Source organism: Blastomonas aquatica (genome assembly GCF_014639875.1).
In the GTDB taxonomy this organism is placed as follows: Bacteria; Pseudomonadota; Alphaproteobacteria; order Sphingomonadales; family Sphingomonadaceae; genus Blastomonas; species Blastomonas aquatica.
In genome coordinates, this window is sequence record NZ_BMGD01000001.1 from 326,712 (window position 1) to 350,341 (window position 23,630).

Here is a 23,630-nt window from a genome sequence, read left to right on the forward strand (position 1 = left end):
CCCCACCCAACCCTCCCCCATAAAGGGGGAGGGCTTTCCCCCACAAGCCCCCACAAGCGGGAGGGGAGAAGCGCATAGCCCCTCAAATCGTCGCGATTCGCTTGACCACGCCCTCGTGATCGTCGTCGACCGCACCGGTGTTCAGGTCGGCGATATCGATCCAGCACAGGTCGTGATGGGTCAGCACCCGGCCATCATGCGCGAGGATCGAGATTGGCTGAATTGCGCGGCGATCGCGTTCGTCGACCAGCACCGGGTTTGACGGCACGCCGCTTTCCCACTTCTCGCCCCACTGACGCAGCGCGATCATCGTCGGCAGCAGATCCAGCCCCTTGTCGGTGAGCCGGTATTCGATCTTGCGGCGGTCATCGATGCACGGTGCGCGCTTGAGGATGCCGCTTTCGACCAACCGGGTCAGCCGGTTGGAGAGGATGTTGCGCGCGATTCCCAGTTCCTCAAGGAACTCCTCAAAATGGTGCAGCCCGTTGAACGAGGCGCGCAGGATCATGAACGACCAGCGCTCACCCATCGTCTCCAGCGCCTGCGGCAGGCTGCAGCAGGCGGCGATTTCGGCAAGCGGTTCGCGCAGTTTGGCGGGCGTGGGTTGGGTCATGATCATCAAATCCAGTTTCAGAAGGCCATCATTAGTCAAAATTGTAGCAAAGCCAACGAAAATTCAGTTTCTAGTTGCAACTCGAAACCTATTTAAGTAAGTAGTGATTCGCAACTCAAATTACACGCTCAAACTTTCCTCCCCCGCTTACCCAAGAAAGGACATTCCCATGACCCGCTTCACCAACGCCCTTACCCAGATCGCTCTTGTCGCCGCCGCGTCGCTTTCCAGCATGGTCCTGCTGCAGGCCAGCACCGCCAGCGCCCAGACCCCCACGTCCTTCGCGTCCGGCGCGAGCTATTTCAGCGCCGAACTGGCTAACCCCGTCGAAAAGACCACCAAGATCATCCAGGGCGTGGTCTGGCAGTGCGAAGGCACGGTCTGCAGCGGATCAAAGGCGACTTCGCGACCGATCAATGCCTGCTCCCGCCTGTCTCGTAAGATGGGGGACGTTACCTCATTTACTACCCGTAGCGAGCCGATGGCAGGCGAAGACCTTGCCGCCTGTAACGCCAAGGGCTGATATTTCGCACCCTCTGCCTGGTCGGCCAGCGTCCACGTCGCTCCCACAGCGTGGACCGGGCCGATCGGCAAACCTTGCGCGCCTGTGCGGGCTTTCGACCCATCGTCTTCCCGCCCCCGGAGTGTCTTGAGTCAAAGCTTGCTCAGGCGCGTTTTTCTGTTGCATTTGAAGGCAAAGCACCGACATTCAGCGGGTGTTGAGACAATATGAACTGGTCGAGCGGGTCAAGGACTATGACCCTGATGCTGACGAAGCGCTGATCAACCGCGCCTATGTGTTTTCGGTCCAGAAACATGGCAGCCAGAAGCGCGCCAGCGGCGACCCCTATTTCAGTCACCCAATCGAGGTTGCAGGTCTGATGACCGACCTCAAGATGGATGTCGAAACCATCATCACCGCATTGCTCCACGACACGGTCGAGGACACGCTGACCACGATCGAAGAGATCGAGCGGATGTTCGGGCCCAAGGTGGCCGAGATGGTCGATGGCGTCACCAAGCTTTCCAAGATCGAGGCGCAGACCGAGAACGAGCGCGCGGCGGAGAACCTGCGCAAGTTCTTGCTGGCGATGTCGAACGACCTGCGCGTGCTGCTGGTGAAGCTGGCCGACCGGCTGCACAACATGCGCACGCTGCATTTCATCTCCAGCGCCGACAAGCGCAAGCGCATCGCGCGCGAGACGATGGACATCTTCGCTCCGTTGGCAGAGCGCGTGGGCATGTATGAATACATGCGCGAGATGCAGATGCTGGCGTTCCGCGAGCTCGAGCCCGAGGCCTACAGCACGATCGTCGGGCGGCTCGACCAGATCAAGGCGCATGGCGAGAACCAGGTCGAAACCATCGCCGAATCGCTGAAGACCGAATTGGGCACGCATGGTCTGGTGGCTGATGTCAGCGGACGCGAAAAGCATCCCTATTCGATCTGGCGCAAGATGGCCGAACGCCACGTCTCATTCGAGCAGATGACCGACATCATCGCGTTTCGCGTGCTCGTCGACAGCATCGACGACTGCTACGCCGCGCTCGGCCATATCCACCGCAAGTGGAAGATGATTCCGGGGCGGTTCAAGGACTATATCTCGACCCCCAAGCGCAACGGCTATCGCTCGCTGCACACCGCGATCATCCATGGCCGGTCGATGCGGGTGGAAATCCAGATCCGTACCCACGACATGCACCGACAGAGCGAATTCGGGCTGGCAGCGCACTGGGCCTACAAACAGGGCAGCTCGCGTCCCGATGGCCAGGCGGGATGGATCCGCGACCTGATCGAGATCCTCGACACCGCGCAGGATGCCGACGAGTTGCTCGAGCACACCCGCATGGCGATGTATCAGGACCGCATCTTCGCCTTCACCCCCAAGGGCGCGCTGCACCAGTTGCCCAAGGGCGCGACTGCGGTGGATTTTGCCTATGCGGTCCACACCAATCTGGGCAACCAGGCAGTGGGCGTGCTCGTCAACGGACGCAACGTACCGCTGCGCACCGCGCTGTCCAACGGCGATATCGTCGAGATCCTCAAGTCCGAAGGCCAGGAACCCCAGACCAGCTGGCTGGGCTTCGTCACCACCGGCAAGGCCCGCGCCGCGATCCGCCGCTATGTGCGCGACAAGGAGCGCGAGGAAACCGCCGCAATGGGCCGGGTGATCTTCGACGAGATCGCCGGGCGGCTGCCGGTCAAGATCGGCAAGAAGGCGCTCAAACAGGCGCTCGAACGGCTGGAGATGGAGGACGAGACCGACCTGATGGTCGCGATCGGCACCAACCAGATCACCGACCACGATCTGATGGATGCGCTCGTCCCCGGCAGCAGCAGCGATCTTGTGGCGCAGCGCGAATTTCCCCGCCAGGACCGCGCAATCTCGATCCGCGGACTGACCCCCGGCGTGGCCTTCCAGCTCGCCGAATGCTGCCACCCGGTTCCCGGCGACCGCATCGTCGGGCTGCGCCGCCAGGGTGAGCATATCGAGGTGCACACCATCGATTGCCTCAACCTGGTCAGCGGGGTCGATGCCGACTGGATCGATCTGTCATGGGAGAGCGATTCGGAAGGCGCGACCGCGCGCATCCGCGCGATCCTCTACAACCGCCCCGGAACGCTCGCCGACATGGCTGGCATCTTCAGCCATCACAAGGCGAACATCGTCAACCTGAAGCTGACCAACCGCGACCAGCCGTTTCACACCTATGAATCCGACCTGGAAGTCCATGATGTCGGCCATCTGATGCAGATCATCATGGCACTGCGCGCATCCGAATCGGTGGCGCGGGCCGACCGAATCTAGCGCTTACCCGGCAGAAGGCAGATTCGCGCAGGTCACGACATTGACCCCGGCCTGCCGCACGGTGCACACCGCATCGCCGCCGATCTGCACATCGGCGTCGCCCTTGACCGCGATCCGCGCAGTGCCATCGACCGTCAACCGGGCGCGCACCGGACCTTCACCGGTAAAATCGAGCGTGCCCAGTTCAAGCCCGCCGCCTTCGATCAGGCCATCCCCCAGCATCACCGCGCGTCCGCTCGCCGCCTGACCACCGATCTTCAGGCTGCCGCTGCCGTTGACGTTGATCGCCACCGCGTCGGCGTTGAGTGATCCGATCTCGACCGATCCGTTGCCGTCCATCGTCGCGCTGGTCTTGGCGCCGCTCAACCGGTCGAGCTTTGCGCTGCCATGGCCCAGCATCGTCAGCGAACTGACGGAGCGCGCGCCCAAGGTGACCATCGGCAGCGCATCGGGACCGGCGGAGCGGTTGCGCCGTTCGGTCGGAATGTCGCGCCGGGCGCGGCGGATGTAGAGCGTGCCCCCCTGCACCTTGACGCTCAATGCCTCGAGCGCGCGCGGGTCGCCGCTGGCGATCGCAAACGGGGCAGCGTCCGAGGTGATCTCGACCGCGACATTACCCTCGATCCGCACCTTGTCGAACGTCGAGAGCGTGAAGCGCCGCTCGGCGGCCTGCGCAGCCGCGCCCGCCGCCAGAGCGCCGATCGCCGTCAGAATGTATATCGCCGCTTTCATGCGCGCGCTTCTCCCATTTCGATCCAGCCCAGAAACCGCGGCGTCTTGGGTAGATAGCGGCTATCGCATTCGCCCAGCTTGAAGCCCTGTGCGCGAAAGGTGTCCCCGACCGGGCGGGTCAGATGGCATCCCCCCGCGATCGACTTCCATATCGGCTCGATCCGCTGCTGCCAGCGTGCAGGACCCCGATCGGGCGCCGCGCCATGTTCGAGGAACAGGATGCTGCCACCAGGCTTGAGCACCCGGCGCATTTCGCGCAGCACCGCATCGGGATCCTGCACCGAGCAGAGCGTGAAGGTGGTCAACACGGTGTCGAAACGGCCATCGGCAAACGGCAGTGCCTCGGCGACACCCGCGCGGAAATCGGCATCGAACCCGCGATCTTTCGCCTTGGCGCGCGCGGTCTCGAGTAACTGAAGCGAGGGATCGACCCCCGACAGCCGGGTGATGCGGGAACGGTCGTAATGATCGAGGTTGATCCCGCCCCCGCAGCCCAGTTCGAGCACATCGCCGGTGGCGCGGGGAACGATGCGGCTGCGTGCCCTGGCTATCGCAGGCTGACCGCAGCAAAAGGTGATGAGGCGCGGCATGATGTGCCGATCCCAGAAATTGGGCCCCGCCTCACGCAGGCTGCTGGATTGCGACGCGCTCAAAATCATCTCCCCCGGCGCAGCGTTGTCTGTCACGCGTCGCTGGAGGGATAGTCTAGCATGCCCGCGCACGGCGCAACGGCTTTTGCGCGGTCACCCCGCCGGGCGGTCAGATCATTCGCACGAAATGCTGCCCGATCCCATCGTGCTGCTCTTGCATTTGGCGTTGCCCTTGATGGTGACATCGCCCGAGCCCATCAGGCTGGCATCGACCGAACCGTTTGAGGCCATCGTGACATCGCCTGATCCGGCAATCGAGATATCGACGGTATCGCTGGCGAAGCGCTCGCCCAGCACGCTGCCCGATCCGGCGATCGAAATCTTCGATGTATCGGCGCTGCCAGCAAGCTTCAGCGATCCACTGCCAGCGATCGAGCCTTTGAGCGATTGCGCGGTGAGCCTGGCGATATCGGCATCGCCTGAACCTGCAATGGTCAGCTTCACCTCGTCGCCCTCCATGCGATCGACCTTGGCCGATCCTGAGCCTGCGACCATCAGGCTGCGCAAGGCAGGCGCGTTGACCGCGATCGTCGCCTCGCCCTTGTCTCCGAAGCTCCAGTTGGAAGGCTTGCGGCGGATACGCAGCTCGCCATCGTCTACTTTGTATTGCAGCGCCTTGAGCGCCTTGGCATCGCCGGTGGCGCTCACCGCATGCTCGCCTTGTGTGACGAACGTCAGGTCATCGGGCCCTGCGAGCGTGATCCGGTCGAACGGCTCGCCGGACCAGCTGGATGCCCAGCCCTCGCTGCTCGAACCCTCCTCGCGCGCTTCCTCACCATCGCTATCGAAGCGGAACTCCTCCGCGCCGGACATATTGTAGGCGCCGATCAGGGCCACGCCCACGACCAGGACGACAGCGGGTTTCCAGTTCACGGCCATATCGGGCCCTCCTCTTCGCGTGTATTGCTGTATTAATACACGCTGAGCAGACTACACGCAAGCTTAACCACGCAGTGTTCTTGGCTCGACGGAACGGGTTGTTGCGATTAGACGCTAAATCGGTTGGGGGGCGCAGCCATCGGGCAGGAAAGGCTCAGGTCATCAGCAAGATCGGGATGCAGGAACTGGCGGAACTGGCAGGGGTATCGGTATCCACCGTATCGCGCGCGCTTGCCGGCAAGACCATCATCAACGCCAAGACCCGCGAGCGGGTGGTGGAACTGGCGCGTGCGCACGGTTTCAAGCCCAATCAGGTTGCCCAGAATTTGCGGCTGCGCCGCGCGCAGGCGATCGGCGTGATCATCCCGATGGGGCACGAGATCGACCAGCACCCGTCCGATCCGTTCTTCATGACAATGCTAGGCCACCTTGCCGACGCGCTGACCGACCGCAATTTCGACCTGCTGCTCTCGCGGGTGATCCCCTCCGACGATGCCTGGCTCGACAATCTGCTCGATTCGGGCCGGGTCGATGGCGCGATCGTCATCGGCCAGTCCGACCAGGCCGCAGTGCTTGACGCCGCCGCCGCGCGACATCGCGGGTTGGTGGTGTGGGGGGCGCAGGTTCCGGGGCAAACGCATGTCTCGGTCGGGTCGGACAATGTGCTCGGCGGCCTGATCGCCGGACGCCACCTGATCGAACGCGGCAAGCGCAAGCTGATGTTTCTGGGCAACCCCAGCCCGCCCGAATTCGGCCAGCGGCAGAAGGGCTTTCTGCAGGCCTGCGCCGAAGCGGGATTGGCCGAGCCTGTCCATACCCTGCCGATCCACCTGACATCGGAAGCCGCCTATGCCGCGGCCAGCGCGTTCCTCGATGAAAACCCGGGGATCGACGGCATCTTTGCGGCATCGGATGTGGTGGCGATGAGCGTGCTGCGGGCGCTGGCCGAGCGCGGGCTCAGCGTTCCCGGCGATGTCGCGGTGGTCGGCTATGACGACATCATGCTCGCCGCGCACACCAGCCCGCCGTTGACCACGATCCGGCAGGATCTGGAACACGGTGCAAAGTTGCTGGTCGACATGCTGTTCCGCCAGATCGACGGCGAGACCTGCACTTCGGTGCAACTGGAGCCCAAGCTGATCGTACGGGCTTCGAGCTGAGCCACTCTCCCCTCCCGCTTGCGGGAGGAAAACGCCGATCACGCAGTTCCCACCTTCTCAGTCCGCACCGCCAGCGTTGCGACCGCACCGAGCAGCATCAGCAGGCCGGCGAGCAGGATGGCGTTGCGCGGATCCGAGCCGAGCAGCGGGGCATAGATCAGCGGCATCGTCATCGTCTCGATCAGCATGGGCACGACGATGAACATGTTGAAGATCCCCATATACACCCCCGTGCGCTCGGGCGGGATGCAATCGGCGAGCATGACGTAGGTGTTGCCCATCATGCCTGCCCAGCCGAGGCCGATGCCGATCATCGGCACGAACATCAGCATTCGCGAATCGATCATCGGCAGGCAGAGCATGGCGATCCCCGATGCCACCAGGCAGGCTGCGTGCACCGGCTTGGCCCCCAGGCGGCGCACGATGGGGATCAGCGCCAGTGCCGAGACGAACGCCACCGCGTTGTACGCCACGCCCATCTGCTGCGCGGTCAGCGAGGCCGAGATGAAGTTTTCCGACACTCCCGACACCGCGCTCTCGCCCACGCCCTCGCCCGCGGGAAACAGCGTGCGCGCGACCGCGAGCGAGATGAACTGCCAGTAGACGAACATCGCATACCATTGGCACAGCATCGCCCAGGCCAGCTGGCGCATCGGCTTGGGCATTGCGACAAAGGCACCGCGGATCTCGGCCAACGCAGCGCCTGCGCCCATCGGCTTGGCGGCCATCGCGGCGAGTTCAGCCTCGCTCAATTTGAGTTCGGGCACGCGGACCACCGACCAGACGATGGTCGAGATCGACAGGATCGCCCCGATGACGAATGCGATCCGCACGATCACCGGAATGCCGTTGATATCGACCAGGTTCTGGCTGATGCCGAACCCCACCAGCAGGCTGGGCGTGGCATAGGACAGGCACTGCGCGAGCCCGGTGAATGCGCTTTGCACCAGAAAGCCCGCAGGCCGCTGCCCCGGTTCGAGCCGGTCGGCGACATAGGCGCGGTAGGGCTCCATCGTGATGTTGTTTCCCGCATCGAGCAGCCACAACAGGCTGGCCGCCATCCACAGCGCGCTCGAATACGGCATCAGGAACAGGCAAAGCGAACAGATCACCGCGCCGATCAGGAAATAGGGCGTACGCCGCCCCAGCCTCGAGCGGGTACGGTCGGACAATGCGCCGACGATCGGCTGGATCAGCAGCCCGGTCATCGGCCCTGCCAGCCAGAGCAGCGGCATCGTCGCCTCATCCGCACCCAAAAAGGTGTAGATCGGCGTCATGTTGGCCTGCTGCAGGCCAAAACTGAACTGCAGCCCGAAAAAGCCCAGGTTCATCTCGACGATGCGCGGCAGCGACAGCCGCGGCGGGCGGGTGGCGGCAGCGGAAAAATCGGTTGCAGATGCGTGTGTGGCGCTGGTCATGGGGCCCGGTCCTCAATCCTGATGGCGTCTTGCCGTGCGCCTTGTAGGCCATGCTAAAGCGGGGGCAGCCCGCTTGGCAAGTCTTTTTGCAAACGTTTGCACAAAACTGTTGCAAACGTTTGCGGGTGAGAATAGCGTTAAAACGCTGTAGCCGGATAACCGGCAAGTCCAGGAGAGGTATCATGTCGATTTTGAAGGCCCTGCGCGTTCGCAGCGCATATGCAGTTCTGGCCGTTGCCACCGCTACATTTTCCCCTGCAGCCCATGCCCAGGACGTATCCGCACAGGATGATGCGCCATCGGACGACGTGATCATCGTCACCGCGGTCGCACGCGGCGCCAATGTCCTCGACAGTTCGGTTTCAGTCAGCTCGCTCAGCGCCGAGCAGATCGCCACCACCGCGCCGCGCAGTGCTGCAGAAATCTTCCGCAACATTCCCGGCATCCGCTCGGAATCCTCGGGCGGCGAAGGCAACGCCAACATTGCAGTCCGCGGGCTGCCGATCGCATCGGGCGGCGCCAAGTTCCTCCAGCTGCAGGAAGACGGCCTTCCGATCCTCGAATTCGGCGACATCACCTTCGGCAACTCGGACATCTTCCTTCGCGCCGATCTCAACATCGCACGGGTCGAAGCGATCCGTGGCGGCTCGGCGTCCACCTTCGCTTCCAACTCGCCTGGCGGGGTGATCAACATGATCTCCAAGACCGGCAAGGACCAGAACGGCGGCACCATCCAGGCGACGCTCGGCCTCGATTATGACGAAAAGCGCTTCGATTTCGATTACGGCGGTGATCTTGCCCAAGACCTGTATTTCCACATCGGCGGCTTTGTCCGCCAGGGCGAGGGGCCGCGCGACATCGGCTATGACGGCAACCGGGGCGGCCAGATCAAGGCCAACATTACCAAGGAATTCACCGGCGGCTATATCCGTTTCTACGGCAAGTATCTGGATGACCGCGCAGTCGGCTATCTGCCCAACCCGGTGCGGGTGACCGGCACCAACGACAACCCGAATTATTCCAACGTCCCCGGTTTCGACATCCGCTCTGACAGCCTGCACTCGCGCTTCTTCCAGTCGGCGCTCAGCCTCGATGGCAACAACCAGCCGCGCCGGTTCGATATCACCAACGGCCAGCGCCCGCTGGTCAAGGCGTTCGGCTTTGAAGGCGAGTTCGAGGTTGCCGATGGCTGGAAGGTCACCAACCGCTTCCGCTTCTCGGATGTATCGGGCGGCTTTACCTCGCCCTTCCCCGGATCGATCGACACCGCCGCCAACACCGCAACCGGGATCGGCGGCGCCGGATCGCGACTGGTGTTCGCCAACGGTCCGCAGGCCGGCCAGAACGTGCCGAACGGCAATCTGGTCGCCAGCATCGTGCTGTTCAACACGCGTCTCAACAGCCTCGACAACATCACCAACGATCTGCGCATCACGGGCGATTTCGCTGTCGGCAGCGGCACCGCCACGCTGACCGCAGGCTTCTACAAGTCGCGGCAGGACATCAACACCGACTGGCTGTGGACCTCGCACCTGCTCGAAGTGAAGGGCGGCGGCGATGCGGCGCTGATCGACGTGGTCAACGCGGCCGGCACGCGGCTGTCCGACAGCGGCACCGTGGCCTATGGTGCCAGCTTCTTCGGTGGCTGCTGCCGCCGCAGCTATGATCTGCAATATGATACCAACGCGCCGTTCGCCTCGCTCTCGTTGGAGTTCGACCGGCTGACGCTCGATGGCAGCATCCGCTATGACTTTGGCGATGCTTCGGGCCGCACCTTCGGCGCGGACCTGGGCGGTGGCCGGGTCGGCACGACGGCGTTCGATTTCAACGGCAACGGTGTGATCAGCGCGGCCGAGGCGCAGACCTCGACCATCCCGCTCGGCGCGCCTGCTCTGGTCGACTACAGCTACGACTATTTCAGCTATTCGTTCGGCCTGAACTATCGGTTCTCCGACGATTTTGCAGCGTTCGCGCGGTACAGCAAGGGTGGCCGCGCCAACGCCGACCGTCTGCTGTTCAACAACGACAACGTCAACTTCGTCACCGGCGCGATCGCCAACGAGGGGCTGGCGGTCGACTTCGTCAAGCAGGCTGAAGCGGGGATCAAATACCGTTCGGGCGACATTGCCGTCTATGCCACCGCGTTCTATGCCGAGACCGAGGAAACCAACTTCGAGGCAACCACCCGCCAGACCTTCGACCGCGTGTTCGAGGCCAAGGGCCTGGAAGTCGAAGCATCGTATCGCACCGGTGGATTCACGCTCAGCGCCAGCGGCACCTATACCGATGCCGAGATCAGCCTCGACCGGATCAGCCCCGTCAATCAGGGCAACACCCCGCGCCGCCAGGCCGATTTCATCTATCAGCTGAGCGGCCAGTATGAGCAGGACAGGTTCAGCCTGGGGGCCAATCTGGTCGGCACCACCGACAGCTTTGCGCAGGACAACAACCTGCTGGTGCTGCCCGGTTTCACCCAGATCAACGCATTCGTCGCGGTCCGCCCGATCGACCGGGTGCAGCTGTCGATCAACGCCAACAACCTGTTCGACACGCGCGGCTTCACCGAGGCGGAGGAAGGCGCGATCCCGGCCAACGGCATTGTCCGCGCCCGCTCGATCAATGGGCGAACCATCTCTGCCACGCTGCGTTACGACTTCTGACGCTGGATATGACCACTGCCTGGACCGCCGCGCATGTTGCCGCCATCAAGCACCGGCCCCTGCCAGTACCGGGGCTGATCGGGGAGGCGCAGGCGCGGCGGATCCTGCCCGATCTGCTGTTATGGGATATGTGGCCGCTGCAGTTGCCCGACGGCCGCATCGCCCCGGTAAACGGCGGCAGCCTGTGGATGATCCTCGCCGCCCCCGACCACGGCGATCCGGTGCTGCGTCATTTCGAGGCCCGCATCCGGCTGTTCCACCTCGATGCCGGCGGCTGGCACGATCTGGGTGACATGCTGCCACGCGACCTGGGCGATTACGAACGCGAATGGTCGGGCTCTGCGGTGCTGGAAGATGGCTCGGTCACGCTGTATTTCACCGCTGCGGGCTATGTGGACAACCCGGGTGGCTTTCAGCAGCGGTTGGTCGAGACCAGGGGCACACTCCAGGGCGATGGCCGGATCACCGGCTGGAGCCCGGTCCGTGAATGCGTGGTGGCCGATGGCAAAATCTATCTGGCCGCCGACCGGCACGAGGGCGCGCCCGGCACGATCAAGGCGTTCCGCGATCCGGCGTTCTTCGTCGATCCTGTCGATGGCATCCGCTATCTCGCGTTCACCGCGACCCTTGCCGCCTCGAGCGATGCATTCAACGGCGCGATCGGTCTGGCGCGGCAGGGCGCCGACGGCGCCTGGCAGTTGCTGGATCCGATCGTCCACGCAGACACGCTCAACAACGAGCTTGAACGCGCCCAGATCCTTGCGCATCAAGGGCGATATTATGTCTTCTGGTCCACCCAGCGCAGCGTGTTCGCTCCCGATGGCCCCACCGGGCCCACCGGATTTTACGGCATGGTCGCAGACTGCCTGTCCGGGCCCTGGACCCCGCTTAACGGCACCGGTCTGGTGATCGCCAATCCCGACGAAGAGCCTATGCAGGCCTTCAGCTGGTTTGCCAGCGCCGAGCTGCTGGTGTGCAGCTTTGTCGACCATTGGGGGCTACAGGGCCGCGACCCTGCGACAAACGCCTTCGTCGCGGCGGAAACCTTTGCCGGCACGCCCGCGCCAATGGCGCAGATCGCGCTCGACGGTGGCACCAGCCGGATCGTCGAGACCTTTGCGATGGACAGGCTCCATGCCTGCTGAGCGCCCGCTGTTGGGCGCGATCGAGGCGGGCGGCACCAAGTTCGTGCTCGGCGTCGGCCATGGCCCCGACGAAGTCATCGAACAGCAGCAGATAGACACCCGCGATCCTGCGACGACGCTGGCCGATGTGAACGCCTTCTTTGCCCGGCACGAAGGGCTCGCCGCCATCGGCATCGGCTCGTTCGGACCGCTCGAACGCGACCCGCGCTCGGCGCAATGGGGGCACATCCTCGCCACGCCCAAGCCCGGATGGAGCCAGTTCGACCTCGCTGGAGCCGTGGCGCGTGCTTTCCGCGTCCCGGTCGCGTTCGACACCGATGTCAACGCCGCCGCCCTGGCCGAGGCACGGCTGGGAGCAGCGCGCGACGCAGCCGTCAGCGTCTACGTCACCATCGGAACAGGGATCGGCGGCGGGGTGATCGCCAACGGCGCCATCATCGGTGGTGCCGGCCATCCCGAGCTTGGCCATATGCGGCCGCGTCGCAGCGCCGACGACCATGGGTTCGACGGTATATGCCCGTTCCATGGCGATTGCCTCGAAGGGCTGACGAGCGGCCCCGCGATCAAGGCACGCTGGGGCGAATCGTTATCGCACCTGCCGACCGATCATCCCGGCCATGCAATCATCGCGGGCTATCTTGCCGAAATGTGCAACACGCTGCGTGCCGTGCTCGCCCCCGATGGGATCGTGCTGGGTGGCGGGGTGATGGGCACGCCCGGGCTGTTCGAACGCGTGATCGAAGCCGCTGCGGGCAGCGACGGGGGCTATTTCGCGCTGCCCGCCGCGCAGGTAATCCGCCGCCCTGTCCTCGCCCCGGTATCGGGGCTGGCAGGCGCATTCCTGCTGGCGGCGGATCTGTTGTAAGAGCCCTTATTCTGACTCTGCGGCAGCCAGCTTGTCCTGCGTCCGCAGTTCGAAATCGCTCGCATCATGCCGCTCGGGCAGCTGCTGGCTGAGGTCATCGCCCCAGGTCCGGTTGACGATCTTGCCGCGCTTGACCGCGGGCCGCTCGGCGACCTGTTCCGCCCAGCGCAGCAAATGCGTGTACTCCTGCGTCTGCAGGAACTCCGCGGCATCGTACACCACTCCGGTCGCCACACCGCCATACCACGGCCAGATCGCGATATCGGCGATCGAGTATTCATCGCCCGCCATATACGCATTGTCGGCCAGATGGCGGTTGAGCACATCGAACTGGCGCTTGGTCTCCATGGTGAAGCGGTCGATGCAATATTCGATCTTGATCGGCGCATAGGCATAGAAGTGACCGAAGCCGCCGCCGAGATACGGCGCGCTGCCCATCTGCCAGAACAGCCAGTTGATCGCCTCGACCCGCTTGGCCGGATTGGTCGGCAGGAACGCGCCGAACTTTTCCGCCAGATACAGCAGCATCGAACCCGATTCGAACAACCGGGTGGGTTCTGCGGTGCTGTGATCGATCAGCGCGGGGATCTTGCTGTTGGGGTTGATCGCGACAAAATCGCTGCCGAACTGCGCGCCGCTGCGGATATCGATCATCCACGCGTCATATTCTGCGCCCGAATGGCCTGCCGCGAGCAGCTCCTCGAGCAGGATGGTGACCTTCTGCCCATTGGGAGTTGCCATCGAATAGAGCTGCAATGGATGCTTGCCGACCGGCAGGCTCGTCTCGTGCGTCGCACCGGCGATCGGCCGGTTGATGTTGGCAAACGCGCCACCATTGTCCTTGTCCCAGGTCCAGATGGCAGGCGGGGTGTAATCGGCGGGGAAGTTGGTCATGGGCTCGGGGCTCCGCGAATGGGGTGGGTCAGCGACGGGAACATCGCGACTTGGGTCGAGTGAGGCGCAACATTGAACAATCCCGCAGGCATCCGACAACAAAAAAGGGCGACCATTTCTGGCCACCCTTTTCCGAATCAGTACCTAAAACCTTCTTGCGAGGGGCTCAGGGGCTGTTGGGCTCATCATCATCAGCGATGATGATGATGCCACCGATCACGGCGGCAGCGGCAACGACACCAATGATGATGCCGGTGCTGCCTTCTGCGTTTGCTTCTTCGCTCGAAGCGCTGGACACGCGGGCTGCGGAAGTCGCAGCCTGTGCCAGAACCGGAGCGCCGACCATGGTGGTCAGAGCAAGCGCAGCAAGTGCGGTCTTTGCAAGTTTCATAGAATTGTCCCTTCAGACGTGCTGCTAGCACTGGCGGTATCCCACAGCCTCTTCGCAATTGCAACATGCGTTGGGCGCAATTTTGAGCAATTTCATCGCTCTTTTCAGGTGCTTCCCCACGGTTGCAAGTCACAAGAAAGTAACATTCGTGTCAATAAGCGCGATTCCAAATAGCTATCGCGTGTAGATAGCCAGCTTCTTGTCGGCGTCGCGCAAGTGGGTGTGTGATCCAAGCAGAAACCCTGCGGATGTGACGGGTAACTTCCTCCAGAATGACGCAATCGGGCGAATCACCCTCGACTCGCCTCAACAGACGCGTCAGTCTGCCGAAGGAACAAACAGGGGCCACAAGCGGGGGGGGGGCATTCATGGTCGCGATCGTCCAGACCGTGGCGTATCTGGGGCTTGAGGCGCGCAGCGTCGAGGCGCAGGTGCAGATATCGCCGGGGATGAACAAGGGCATCGCGGTGGTCGGCCTTCCCGACAAAGCGGTGGGGGAAAGCCGCGAGCGGGTCCGCGCCGCCATCGCCTCGCTGGGCCTGTCGCTTCCCCCCAAGCGCATCACCGTCAATCTCTCGCCTGCGGACCTGCCCAAGGAGGGATCGCATTACGATCTGCCGATCGCTCTCGCGATGCTCGCGGCGATGGGCATCATCGATGCCGAGCTGGCGAGCGAATATGTCGCGGTGGGCGAACTCGCGCTCGACGGGCGTATCGCCGCATCGCCCGGCGTGCTGCTCGCCGCGCTGCATGCCTCGGCGACCGGGCGCGGGCTGATCTGCCCCGCAGCGCAAGGTGCCGAGGCCGCATGGGCGGGCGGCATCGATGTCATCGCCGCGCCCGATCTGCTGACCCTGCTCAACCACCTCAAGGGCAACGGTCGGCTGAGCCCACCCAGGCCGGGAATCGCCGAGGAGCCCGTGCCGGGGCCCGACCTCAAGCAGGTCAAAGGCCAGGAGACCGCCAAGCGCGCGCTCGAGATCGCGGCCGCCGGTGGGCACAACATGGTGATGACCGGGCCACCGGGCGCGGGCAAATCGCTGATGGCATCCTGCCTGCCCGGCATATTGCCGCCGCTGACCCCGGAAGAGGCGCTCGAGGTCTCGATGGTTGCATCCGTCGCCGGCACGCTGACCGATGGCCGCATCAGCCGCGCGCGCCCGTTCCGCGCCCCGCATCACAGCGCATCGATGGCGGCTTTGGTCGGCGGCGGGCTCAAGGTGCGCCCCGGCGAAGTCTCAATGGCGCATCTGGGCGTGCTGTTCCTCGACGAACTGCCCGAGTTTCAGCGTACCGTGCTCGATTCGCTGCGCCAACCTCTCGAGACCGGTGAGGTCAGCGTCGCGCGCGCCAACGCGCATGTCACCTTCCCTGCCCGCGTTCAGATGATCGCGGCGATGAACCCGTGCCGCTGCGGCCATCTGGGCGATCCGGCACTGGGATGCTCGCGCGCGCCGCGCTGCGCGGCGGATTATCAGGCCAAGGTCTCCGGGCCATTGCTCGACCGGATCGACCTGCACGTCGAGGTTGAAGCCGTCACCGCTGCCGACCTGACCCTACCCCCGCCCGCCGAAGGTTCGCGCGAGGTCGCCGCCCGCGTCGGCGCCGCCCGCGCGCTCCAGACCGCGCGCTATGCTGACATCAAGGCGCGAACCAATGCCGAGATCGATGGCGAAGCGCTGGAACGCCACGCCACCCCTGACGAACCGGCGCGCCAGCTTCTTGCCCGCGCGGCCGAAGCGATGCGGCTATCAGCGCGCGGCTATACGCGCGTGCTGAGGGTGGCGCGCACGATCGCCGACCTGAGCGGCGCAGAGACGGTGGGCAGGGTGCATGTCGCCGAAGCGTTGAGCTATCGCAGAAGGGCGCCGGTGAGGTGAAGGCGGTCACTGCCCGAGCTATTGGCCACCTCAATTTCACCGCTCGCCGGCGGCGTTCCAATTCCCACTTGATCCAGACACTGTGACATATCGAAAGACTTGGCCGCACCTGCGCTTTGCCTCAGAACCCCGCCGCCATCTCCAAAGCGCCAATCTGCTGGGCAATTGCGACCGAAATCCATTGGTGGAGAGAAACGCGATTCTCCTCGGCGACCCGCGTAGCCGCAGTCTTTCAAGGCAGGCGAGCTTAATGCAACCGATGCTTTGGCCATGCCGTGGTTCTCTTGGCTTACCGCCAGCCAATCCCTCACCCCAGCCACCATCGTTACATTACTGCGCCGTCCACCCGCCGTCGATCGGCAGTGCGGTGCCGGTGATCTGGGCGGCGGCAGGCGTGCAGAGGAAGGCGGCGAGTTCGCCGATCTGTTCGGGGGTGACGAACTGGCCCGAGGGCTGCTTGGCGCAGAGCAGCTTGTCGCTGGCTTCCTCCACGCTGAAGCCCTGTTCCTGCGCCATCGCCTCGATCTGCTTTTGCACTAGCGGTGTGTGAACCCAACCGGGACAGATGGTGTTGCAGGTGATGCCGGTGCCTGCGGTTTCCAGCGCGACCACCTTACCCATGCCGACGACCCCGTGCTTGGCAGCGACATAAGCGGACTTGTTGGCGCTGGCAACCAGACCGTGTGCCGATCCGATGTTGATGATGCGGCCGAAGCCCTTGGCGCGCATGTGCGGCAGCGCGGCCTGCATGCCGAAGAATACGCCCGACAGGTTGATCGCGATCACCGCGTGCCACTTTTCCGCAGGGAAATCCTCCACGCTCGCGGTGTGCTGGATGCCGGCATTGTTCACCAGGATATCGACCGAACCAAAGCTACTGACACACAGATCGACCATCGCTGCGATGTCATCGGGCTTGGAGATATCCGCGCTGCTATAGACCACCTTGACGCCATGCTCTGCCTCGATCGCGGCACGCTCCTGCTCGATCGCCTCGTCCTCGCCAAAGCCGTTGATCACCAGGTTTGCGCCTTTGGCGGCGAGCACCTGGGCAATGCCTAGGCCGATCCCGCTGGTCGATCCGGTAACGATAGCGTTCAATCCGTTGAGCATCGAATAACTCCCTCGATGGTGCATGGCTGGCATGCGGTGTGGCGTGAGGTGGCGTGGCGTGGCGTGGCGTGGCGTGGCGTGGCGGTGGTCAGTCCGCGGGTGCCTCGACGGTCAGCAGCGTCGCCACGGTCTCGCTCGGGCGACACAGGCTGACGGCGTGCGGCGTCACCACGATCGGCCGGTTGATCAGGATCGGGTGCGCCATCATCGCATCGATGATCTTGGCATCGGTGGCGCTCGCGTCATCAAGCCCAAGCTCCCTGACCAGCGGCTCCTTGGCGCGTAGCAGCCCGCGCGCGCCCTCACCCGCGCGCGCGATCAGGCTTTCCAGCGTGTCGCGCGATGGCGGGGTCTTGAGGTATTCGATCACCTGCGGCTCGTGACCGGCCTCGCGGATCGCGGCGAGCACGTTACGCGAGGTTCCGCATCTGGGATTGTGATAGACAGTGATCTGCATCGGGGTCATCCCGATCAGAACGGCACATCGTCGTTGAGGTCGTCGTCGAAGCCGCCGCCCGAACCACCGCCGCCGCCCCAGCCACCACCGGAACCGCTGCCCGAGCCGCCACCTGAGCCGCTGTCGTTGAAGCCGCGTCCGCCGCCCGAACCGCCGCCGCTGCTGCGACCACCGCCGCCGCCGCCGCCAAAGTCACCACCGCCACCGCCGCCGGGCTTGCCGTCGAGCATGGTCATCACCGCGCCGGGCCCCTGCAGCACCACTTCGGTGGTGTAGCGGTCCGCGCCGGACTGGTCCTGCCACTTGCGGGTGCGCAACTGGCCTTCGACATAGATCTTGGAGCCCTTGCGCAGGAAGCGCTCGGCCACGCCGACCAGGCCTTCGCCGAAGATCGCGACGGTGTGCCAGTCGGTACGCTCCTGCTTTTCGCCCGAATTGCGGTCCTTCCAGCTTTCGGTGGTGGCCAGCCGCAGATTGGCGACCTTGCCGCCGTTCTGGAAGCTGCGCACTTCAGGGTCGGCACCCAGATTGCCGATCAGAATGACCTTGTTGACGCTGCCCGACATATGCTTTCCCCGGAATTCAATGCTGTGATGGATGGACCGGGCGAGAGTTCGCTCCGGACTGTTGTGCCGTTTATAGCCCTAAAGCCGTCGCGGTCCAGAAGGTAATCCCTGCGGCGACCCATGCCAGGCCGAACAGATACGCCAGCATGAAGATGGGCCATTTCCAGCCGTTGGTCTCGCGCTTGGTCACCGCGATCGTCGAAATGCATTGCGGCGCAAAGACGAACCAGGCGAGGAACGCCAGAGCAGTGGGCAGCGACCAGCGCCCCGCCAGCCGCTCGCCCAGCGCCAGCGCCTCGGTCTCCTCGTCGGGTGCGTCGATCGCATAGGTTGTCGCCAGCGCCGAGACCGCGACTTCGCGCGCCGCCATCGCCGGGATCAGCGCCAGCGCGATGTCGCGGCTGAAGCCGATGGGGGCGACGACCGGCTCGAGCACGCCTGCAATCCGTCCGGCGGCCGAATATTCGGACTGGCTCATGCTGCTGCCTGCGGGCACCTGCGGATAGGTCAGCAACAGCCACAGGCCGATGGTGACGGCAAAGATGATCGTGCCCGCGCGGCGCAGGAACAAAGCGGCGCGCTGCCAAAGGCCCAGCGCCAGATCGGTGATCCGTGGCAGCTGGTATTTGGGCATTTCCATCAGGAATCCGCTCGCGCCGCCCTTGGCGACGGTCGAGCGCAGCACCAAAGCGACCACCATCGCGCCGATGATGCCGAAGACATACAGCCCGAACAGGACGAGCCCCTGCATGCCGATTCCCGGGCCGACCGCAACCTGCGGGATGAACGCGGCGATGATCACGGTATAGACCGGCAGCCGCGCCGAACAGGTCATCAATGGCGCGATCAGGATGGTAGTCAGCCGGTCCTTTTCGTCCGAGATGCTGCGTGTCGCCATGATCCCGGGAATCGCGCAGGCGAAGCTAGAGAGCAACGGGATGAACGAGCGCCCCGACAGGCCGACCCCTGCCATCATCCGGTCCATGATGAACGCGGCGCGTGCCATGTAACCGGTCGCCTCCATCAGCAGGATGAAGAAGAACAGGATGATGATCTGCGGCAGGAAGACGACCACCGAGCCGACGCCTGCAATGATGCCATCGACGATCATCGACCGGAAAAAGCCTTCGGGGATCGTTGCGCTGGCAAGATCGCTCAGCGCCGCTGCGGCAGCTTCGAGCCCATCGGCAAAGGGCGAGGCCCAGCTGAACACCGCTTGGAAGATGACGAACAGCAGGGCGAACAGGATGATCGGCCCGGCAAAGGGATGCAGCAGCACACCATCGGCGCGGTCGGTCCAGCGCCGGCTGTCGGTCTGCGAGACGATCGCGGCATGCGCGATGGTTTCCGCCCGCCTGCGCCGCGCGCGCATGTCGGGCTCGCCCAAGGGGGCTTGCGGCGCCTGCTTGGCGAGGATCACCGTATCGAGCGCTGCGGCAAGCTCGGTCAGCCCCTTGCGCCGCACCGCGACCGTAGGAATGACCGGAACGCCAAGGTCCGCCGCCAGCCGCGCGGCATCGAGCGTCAATCCGTCGCGTTCGGCAAGGTCTACCATGTTCAGCGCAACCACGGTGGGCAAGCCCAGCGCCAGCAGCTCGAGCGCGAACACCAGGTGCTGGTCGAGATTGGCCGAATCGAGCACAATGATCAGCGCTTCGGGCTGGCGTTCGCCCGCCTGGCAGCCCATCACGACGTCGCGGGTGACCGCCTCGTCGGGGCTGGTCGGATCAAGGCTGTAGCTGCCGGGCAGATCGATCAGTTCGCCGGGGCGGCCATCGGCAAAGGAAAAGCGGCCCGATTTGCGTTCCACCGTAACGCCGGGGTAATTGGCGATCTTCTGGCGTGCACCGGTGATCGCGTTGAACAATGCGCTCTTGCCGGCGTTGGGATTGCCGACCAGAGCGATCAGTGGCTGGTGGCGGGTCATTCGGCGGCTTCCGCGCCGAATTTGGGCTCACGCAAGGTAATGGCGCGGGCGTGCGCGCGGCGGATCGCCACGGTCATCCGGCCAATGCTCAGCGCGATCGGATCGCGCCCGAAAAAGATGCCACGATGGCGGATGCTGACACTCGCACCTTCATCAACGCCCAGCGCACGCAGCCTTTTGCCCTCGTCTGAAGGCAGGACGCTCCAGTCGATCGCGGCAATTTCCGCGCGCTGGCCGGTGGGAAGCTGGTCAAGAAGCATGATGGTGTTGCGAACCGCTATCAATATCGGAGGTGCGACGCCAGCGAATTCTTGTACCACTGGCGCTTGGCGCAGCGATGTCGCTCGGCTAGTCCAGCGCGATGGGGAGCACGCGGTCAGCACCAGACGCGATCATTATCGGCGGCGGCCATAACGGGCTGACCTGCGGCTTCTATCTGGCGCGTGCCGGAATGAAGGTGCGGATCCTCGAAGCGCGCGATGTCATCGGCGGCGCGGCGGTGACGCAGGAGTTTCACCCCGGCTTTCGCAACTCAGTCGCCAGCTACACCGTCAGCCTGCTGCAGCCGCGCGTGATCGCCGACATGGGCCTGGTCGGGCGAGGCTATCACGTGATCGAGCGCCCGGTGTCGAACTTCCTGCCGCTGCCAGACGGAGACCATCTGCTGCTCGGCGGCGGGCTCGAGCGCACCCAGGCCGAGTTTGCGCGCTTCTCAAAGGCCGATGCCGCAGCGTTGCCGGGCTATTATGCCATGCTCGAGCGCGTCGCCGATGTGCTGCGCGACCTTGCGTTGCGCCCGCCGCCCAGTGTCGGCGGAGGCGTGGCGGGGCTGGTCGAGGCGCTGACCACCGGGCGTTTGCTGGCAAGACTGCCGCGCGAGGTGCAGCGCGATGTGCTCGACCTGTTCACCAAATCAGCGCGCGAGTTCCTCGCGCCCTGGTTCGAGAGCGCGTCCGTACAGGCGGCGTTCGGGTTCGACGCGGTCGTCGGCAATTATGCCAGCCCCGATACGCCGGGCTCAGCCTATGTACTGCTCCACCACGTCTTCGGCGAGGTCAACGGCATCAAGGGAAGCTGGGGCCATGTCATCGGCGGCATGGGCAGCATCACCCGGATGATGGCCGAGGCGTGTGCCGAGCACGGCGTCGAGATCAGCCTGAACAGCCCGGTCGATCAGGTACTGGTCGAGAACGGACGCGCCATCGGGGTGCGGCTGGCGAGCGGCGAGGAGATGCGCGCGCCGCGGATCATCGCCAATGTCGGGCCGAAGTTGCTCTATGGCCGCATGGTGCCGCCCGCCGACCTGCCCGATGATTTCGCGCGGCGGATCCAGGGCTATGCCTGCGGATCGGGCAGCTTCCGGATGAACGTCGCGCTCGCCCGGCTGCCGGATTTTTCTTGCCTGCCAGGAGATGGCGAGCATCTGCGCGCGGGCATCGTCATCGCGCCGAGCCTCGACTACATGGACCGCGCGTTCACCGACGCCAAGGCGCATGGCTGGTCGCGCGAACCGATCGTGGAGATGCTGATCCCCTCGATCGTCGACGACAGCCTTGCGCCTGCCGGAAAACACGTCGCCAGCCTGTTCTGCCAGCAGTTCGATCCCAAGCTCGAATGGACGCCCGAGCAGGAGGCGGCCGCTGCGGACACGATCATCGATACGGTCGAGGCGCACGCGCCGGGTTTCCGCGCCTCGATCCTGGGACGGCAGGTGCTCAGCCCGAAAGGCCTCGAGCGCACCTTCGGTCTGATCGGCGGCGATATCTTCCACGGCCGGATGAGCCTCGACCAATTGTGGGCCGCGCGCCCGGTGCTGGGCCATGCCGATTATCGCGGGCCCTTGAAGGGTTTGTACATGTGCGGATCGGGTTCCCACCCCGGCGGCGGCGTCACCGGCGCACCGGGGCACAATGCGGCGAAGGTCGTGCTGGCCGATCGGAGGTGGTGGAGGTAACGCTAACCCCTCTACCGCCCCCAACTGTTCTCCGGCAAAAGCCGGAGTCCAGGAGCGCGATTGCTACTAATCCGCCCTGGATTCCGGCGTTCGCCGGAAAACGGCACTCAGTCGTTACGAGCTCACATCGACCTGCCGTCCGCCACCTCCGCATCCCCCTCAGGCGGCGTCGTCAGATACAACCCCGTCGTGCCGATCAACGTCAGCACGATGAACCCCGCCTGCCACGCGCTGATCGACTGGCGGAACACCAGCCATCCGATCAGCGCCACCGCCACCACGCCCACCCCCGACCAGATTGCGTACGCAATGCCCATCGGGATGCGGGTGAAGGCGAAGGCGAGCAGCCAGAAGCACAGGCCGTAGCAGGCCATCGACGCCACGCCGAACACCGGTCTGGTAAAGCCCTGAGAGGCCTTGAGCAGGCTCGTCCCTGCGATCTCGAACGCGATCGCCAGCGCCAGCAGCAGCCATGCGTTCATGCCGCGCCTCCCTTCGGATCATACCCCGGGATTGCCACCGCATCGCCTGCCAGCATCCGCGCTGCGGTGGCCTCCTTCATGAACGCCCAGACTTCAGCATCGAAACCAGGGTCGGCCTTGGCGGGCCAGTTAGGCATGTCGTCGTACATCTTCATCGTGCCGGTCCACATTGCGGGCGTCGCGACCTGGGTGAAGGGCTTGAGCAAATCGAACCAGCGCTGGACAAAGCCTGCGGCGGTCTCGCTGGCCGGGTCCATTGGCAGCGCGGCCTTGATGGCATCGCCCAGTTCCTTCCATTGCGCAGCATAGGCGTCGTTATCGAAAGTCGGGTCGACACCTCCCATCTTTTCGGCCCATTCGGCCTGTTCTTCTGGCGTAAAATAGCGGTCGGTCACCGCCTTCCATTGGTCTTGTGACATGGTTGTCGTGTCCTGTTGTTCGTGTCGGATCAGCGAGCAGAATGTCTCGGCATCGATGGGCTCGCCGTGATCGATGCGTGACTTGACCGAAACCAGCAGCGCCTGCGCGTCTGATATGCGCCGCGCCTGCGCCTCGAGATGGTCGAGTTGGGCGGTGATCAGCCCGTGCAGGTCGATCCTGCGGTTGGCGGTCAGCCGCTGGATCTGCGCCAGCGTCAGCCCCGCTTTCTTGAGCGACAGGATCAGGTTCAGCCGCTCGAGCGCCGCCGCATCATAATGCCGCCGTCCCGAGGCCGTGCGCAACGGCTCCACCAGCCCCCGCGCCTCGTAGAAGCGCAATGCGCGGGCGGTGAGACCGGTGAGCCGGGTAACGGCAGCAATGTCGAGCGAATCAGCCATAATCGGCTTATGCCACTTGACCTAAGGTCAGCTTCAAGCGGAATTTTTCAGGCGTTACGCTTCCCCATATGCCATCCCCCTTGATGGGGGAGGTTTGGGTGAAGGTGATCCCTCAGGATCGAGCGAACAGGCCGCCATTGCGCCGTAGCATCCAGCCGCACCATCACCCTCACCGCTACGACTAGGTGGCCAAGCCACCAAGTCTCGCTGCCTCTC

22 protein-coding genes are annotated in these 23,630 nt (G+C 64.3%); 8 read left to right on the forward strand and 14 right to left on the reverse strand.

What is annotated here, in order from left to right; all coding sequences use genetic code 11:
• Positions 1-82: 82 nt before the first annotated feature.
• A complete protein-coding gene (locus tag IEW00_RS01525; RefSeq protein ID WP_188512593.1) occupies positions 83-613 on the reverse strand; it encodes a winged helix-turn-helix transcriptional regulator in 531 nt (176 codons plus the stop codon).
• 169 nt (positions 614-782) lie between these two features.
• On the opposite strand from IEW00_RS01525, the gene IEW00_RS01530 reads away from it, so the two are divergent.
• Positions 783-1,136 (forward strand): DUF8200 family protein, encoded by a 354-nt coding sequence (locus tag IEW00_RS01530; RefSeq protein ID WP_188512594.1) that lies wholly within the window; start codon positions 783-785, stop codon positions 1,134-1,136.
• Positions 1,137-1,329: 193 nt separating this feature from the next.
• The gene (locus IEW00_RS01535) at positions 1,330-3,423 is read left to right on the forward strand and encodes a RelA/SpoT family protein (RefSeq protein ID WP_188512595.1); all 2,094 of its coding nucleotides are present in this window, start codon (positions 1,330-1,332) and stop codon (positions 3,421-3,423) included.
• Positions 3,424-3,426: 3 nt separating this feature from the next.
• Here IEW00_RS01535 and IEW00_RS01540 read toward each other — a convergent pair whose 3' ends face one another.
• From IEW00_RS01540 to IEW00_RS01550, 3 genes are all read right to left on the reverse strand, one after another.
• A complete protein-coding gene (locus IEW00_RS01540; protein ID WP_188512596.1) occupies positions 3,427-4,155 on the reverse strand; it encodes a GIN domain-containing protein in 729 nt (242 codons plus the stop codon).
• Positions 4,152-4,841, reverse strand: a complete 690-nt coding sequence (locus IEW00_RS01545) for a class I SAM-dependent methyltransferase (RefSeq protein WP_308419302.1) — start codon at positions 4,839-4,841, stop codon at positions 4,152-4,154. The genes IEW00_RS01540 and IEW00_RS01545 overlap by 4 nt, the downstream gene beginning before the upstream one ends.
• Before the next feature lie 78 nt (positions 4,842-4,919).
• Positions 4,920-5,684, reverse strand: a complete 765-nt coding sequence (locus IEW00_RS01550) for a head GIN domain-containing protein (RefSeq protein WP_188512597.1) — start codon at positions 5,682-5,684, stop codon at positions 4,920-4,922.
• Between the two features lie 176 nt (positions 5,685-5,860).
• Between IEW00_RS01550 and IEW00_RS01555 the strand changes: the two genes are divergently transcribed.
• Entirely contained in the window at positions 5,861-6,844 is a 984-nt protein-coding gene (locus tag IEW00_RS01555) for a LacI family DNA-binding transcriptional regulator (protein WP_188512598.1), read from the forward strand.
• Between the two features lie 38 nt (positions 6,845-6,882).
• Here IEW00_RS01555 and IEW00_RS01560 read toward each other — a convergent pair whose 3' ends face one another.
• Positions 6,883-8,262 (reverse strand): MFS transporter, encoded by a 1,380-nt coding sequence (locus tag IEW00_RS01560; protein WP_188512599.1) that lies wholly within the window; start codon positions 8,260-8,262, stop codon positions 6,883-6,885.
• A 182-nt stretch (positions 8,263-8,444) separates the two neighbouring features.
• Between IEW00_RS01560 and IEW00_RS01565 the strand changes: the two genes are divergently transcribed.
• From IEW00_RS01565 to IEW00_RS01575, 3 genes are read left to right on the forward strand one after another with little or no spacing between them, the layout of a single operon-like run.
• Complete coding sequence (locus IEW00_RS01565; protein ID WP_188512600.1) at positions 8,445-10,922, forward strand: TonB-dependent receptor; 2,478 nt, start codon at positions 8,445-8,447, stop codon at positions 10,920-10,922.
• Positions 10,923-10,930: 8 nt separating this feature from the next.
• Positions 10,931-12,067 carry a glycoside hydrolase family 68 protein gene (locus IEW00_RS01570; RefSeq protein WP_188512601.1) on the forward strand — a complete coding sequence of 379 codons (1,137 nt, stop codon included), beginning with the start codon at positions 10,931-10,933 and terminating at the stop codon, positions 12,065-12,067.
• Positions 12,057-12,932 carry an ROK family protein gene (locus IEW00_RS01575; RefSeq protein ID WP_188512602.1) on the forward strand — a complete coding sequence of 292 codons (876 nt, stop codon included), beginning with the start codon at positions 12,057-12,059 and terminating at the stop codon, positions 12,930-12,932. Before IEW00_RS01570 ends, IEW00_RS01575 begins: the two co-directional genes overlap by 11 nt.
• Before the next feature lie 6 nt (positions 12,933-12,938).
• Here the strand turns inward: IEW00_RS01575 and yghU are convergent, their stop codons facing one another.
• Both yghU and IEW00_RS01585 read right to left on the reverse strand, forming a co-directional pair.
• Positions 12,939-13,826, reverse strand: coding sequence for a glutathione-dependent disulfide-bond oxidoreductase (yghU, locus tag IEW00_RS01580; protein ID WP_188512603.1), 888 nt, complete (start codon positions 13,824-13,826; stop codon positions 12,939-12,941).
• Between the two features lie 166 nt (positions 13,827-13,992).
• Positions 13,993-14,217, reverse strand: coding sequence for a hypothetical protein (locus IEW00_RS01585; RefSeq protein ID WP_188512604.1), 225 nt, complete (start codon positions 14,215-14,217; stop codon positions 13,993-13,995).
• Between the two features lie 368 nt (positions 14,218-14,585).
• Here IEW00_RS01585 and IEW00_RS01590 point away from each other — a divergent pair, with 368 nt between their 5' ends.
• Positions 14,586-16,097, forward strand: coding sequence for a YifB family Mg chelatase-like AAA ATPase (locus tag IEW00_RS01590; protein WP_188512605.1), 1,512 nt, complete (start codon positions 14,586-14,588; stop codon positions 16,095-16,097).
• Positions 16,098-16,427: 330 nt separating this feature from the next.
• On the opposite strand, the gene IEW00_RS01595 is transcribed toward IEW00_RS01590, so the two are convergent.
• The 5 genes from IEW00_RS01595 to IEW00_RS01615 all read right to left on the reverse strand — a co-directional run bounded on the left by IEW00_RS01595 (position 16,428) and on the right by IEW00_RS01615 (position 20,420).
• Positions 16,428-17,210, reverse strand: a complete 783-nt coding sequence (locus IEW00_RS01595; RefSeq protein WP_188512606.1) for a 3-hydroxybutyrate dehydrogenase — start codon at positions 17,208-17,210, stop codon at positions 16,428-16,430.
• A gap of 88 nt (positions 17,211-17,298) precedes the next feature.
• Positions 17,299-17,667 carry an arsenate reductase (glutaredoxin) gene (arsC, locus tag IEW00_RS01600; RefSeq protein ID WP_188512607.1) on the reverse strand — a complete coding sequence of 123 codons (369 nt, stop codon included), beginning with the start codon at positions 17,665-17,667 and terminating at the stop codon, positions 17,299-17,301.
• A gap of 14 nt (positions 17,668-17,681) precedes the next feature.
• Positions 17,682-18,233, reverse strand: coding sequence for a single-stranded DNA-binding protein (gene ssb, locus IEW00_RS01605; RefSeq protein WP_188512608.1), 552 nt, complete (start codon positions 18,231-18,233; stop codon positions 17,682-17,684).
• A 70-nt stretch (positions 18,234-18,303) separates the two neighbouring features.
• Positions 18,304-20,160: a ferrous iron transporter B gene (feoB, locus tag IEW00_RS01610; RefSeq protein WP_188512609.1), complete on the reverse strand. Its 1,857-nt coding sequence runs from the start codon at positions 20,158-20,160 to the stop codon at positions 18,304-18,306.
• Complete coding sequence (locus tag IEW00_RS01615) at positions 20,157-20,420, reverse strand: FeoA family protein (RefSeq protein ID WP_188512610.1); 264 nt, start codon at positions 20,418-20,420, stop codon at positions 20,157-20,159. The genes feoB and IEW00_RS01615 overlap by 4 nt, the downstream gene beginning before the upstream one ends.
• A gap of 101 nt (positions 20,421-20,521) precedes the next feature.
• Between IEW00_RS01615 and IEW00_RS01620 the strand changes: the two genes are divergently transcribed.
• Positions 20,522-22,114 (forward strand): phytoene desaturase family protein, encoded by a 1,593-nt coding sequence (locus tag IEW00_RS01620; RefSeq protein ID WP_188512611.1) that lies wholly within the window; start codon positions 20,522-20,524, stop codon positions 22,112-22,114.
• A 122-nt stretch (positions 22,115-22,236) separates the two neighbouring features.
• On the opposite strand, the gene IEW00_RS01625 is transcribed toward IEW00_RS01620, so the two are convergent.
• Together IEW00_RS01625 and IEW00_RS01630 are read right to left on the reverse strand one after the other, a co-directional pair.
• Positions 22,237-22,596: a DMT family transporter gene (locus tag IEW00_RS01625; protein WP_188512612.1), complete on the reverse strand. Its 360-nt coding sequence runs from the start codon at positions 22,594-22,596 to the stop codon at positions 22,237-22,239.
• Positions 22,593-23,414, reverse strand: coding sequence for a MerR family transcriptional regulator (locus tag IEW00_RS01630; RefSeq protein ID WP_188512613.1), 822 nt, complete (start codon positions 23,412-23,414; stop codon positions 22,593-22,595). The genes IEW00_RS01625 and IEW00_RS01630 overlap by 4 nt, the downstream gene beginning before the upstream one ends.
• Between the last annotated feature and the right edge of the window lie 216 nt (positions 23,415-23,630).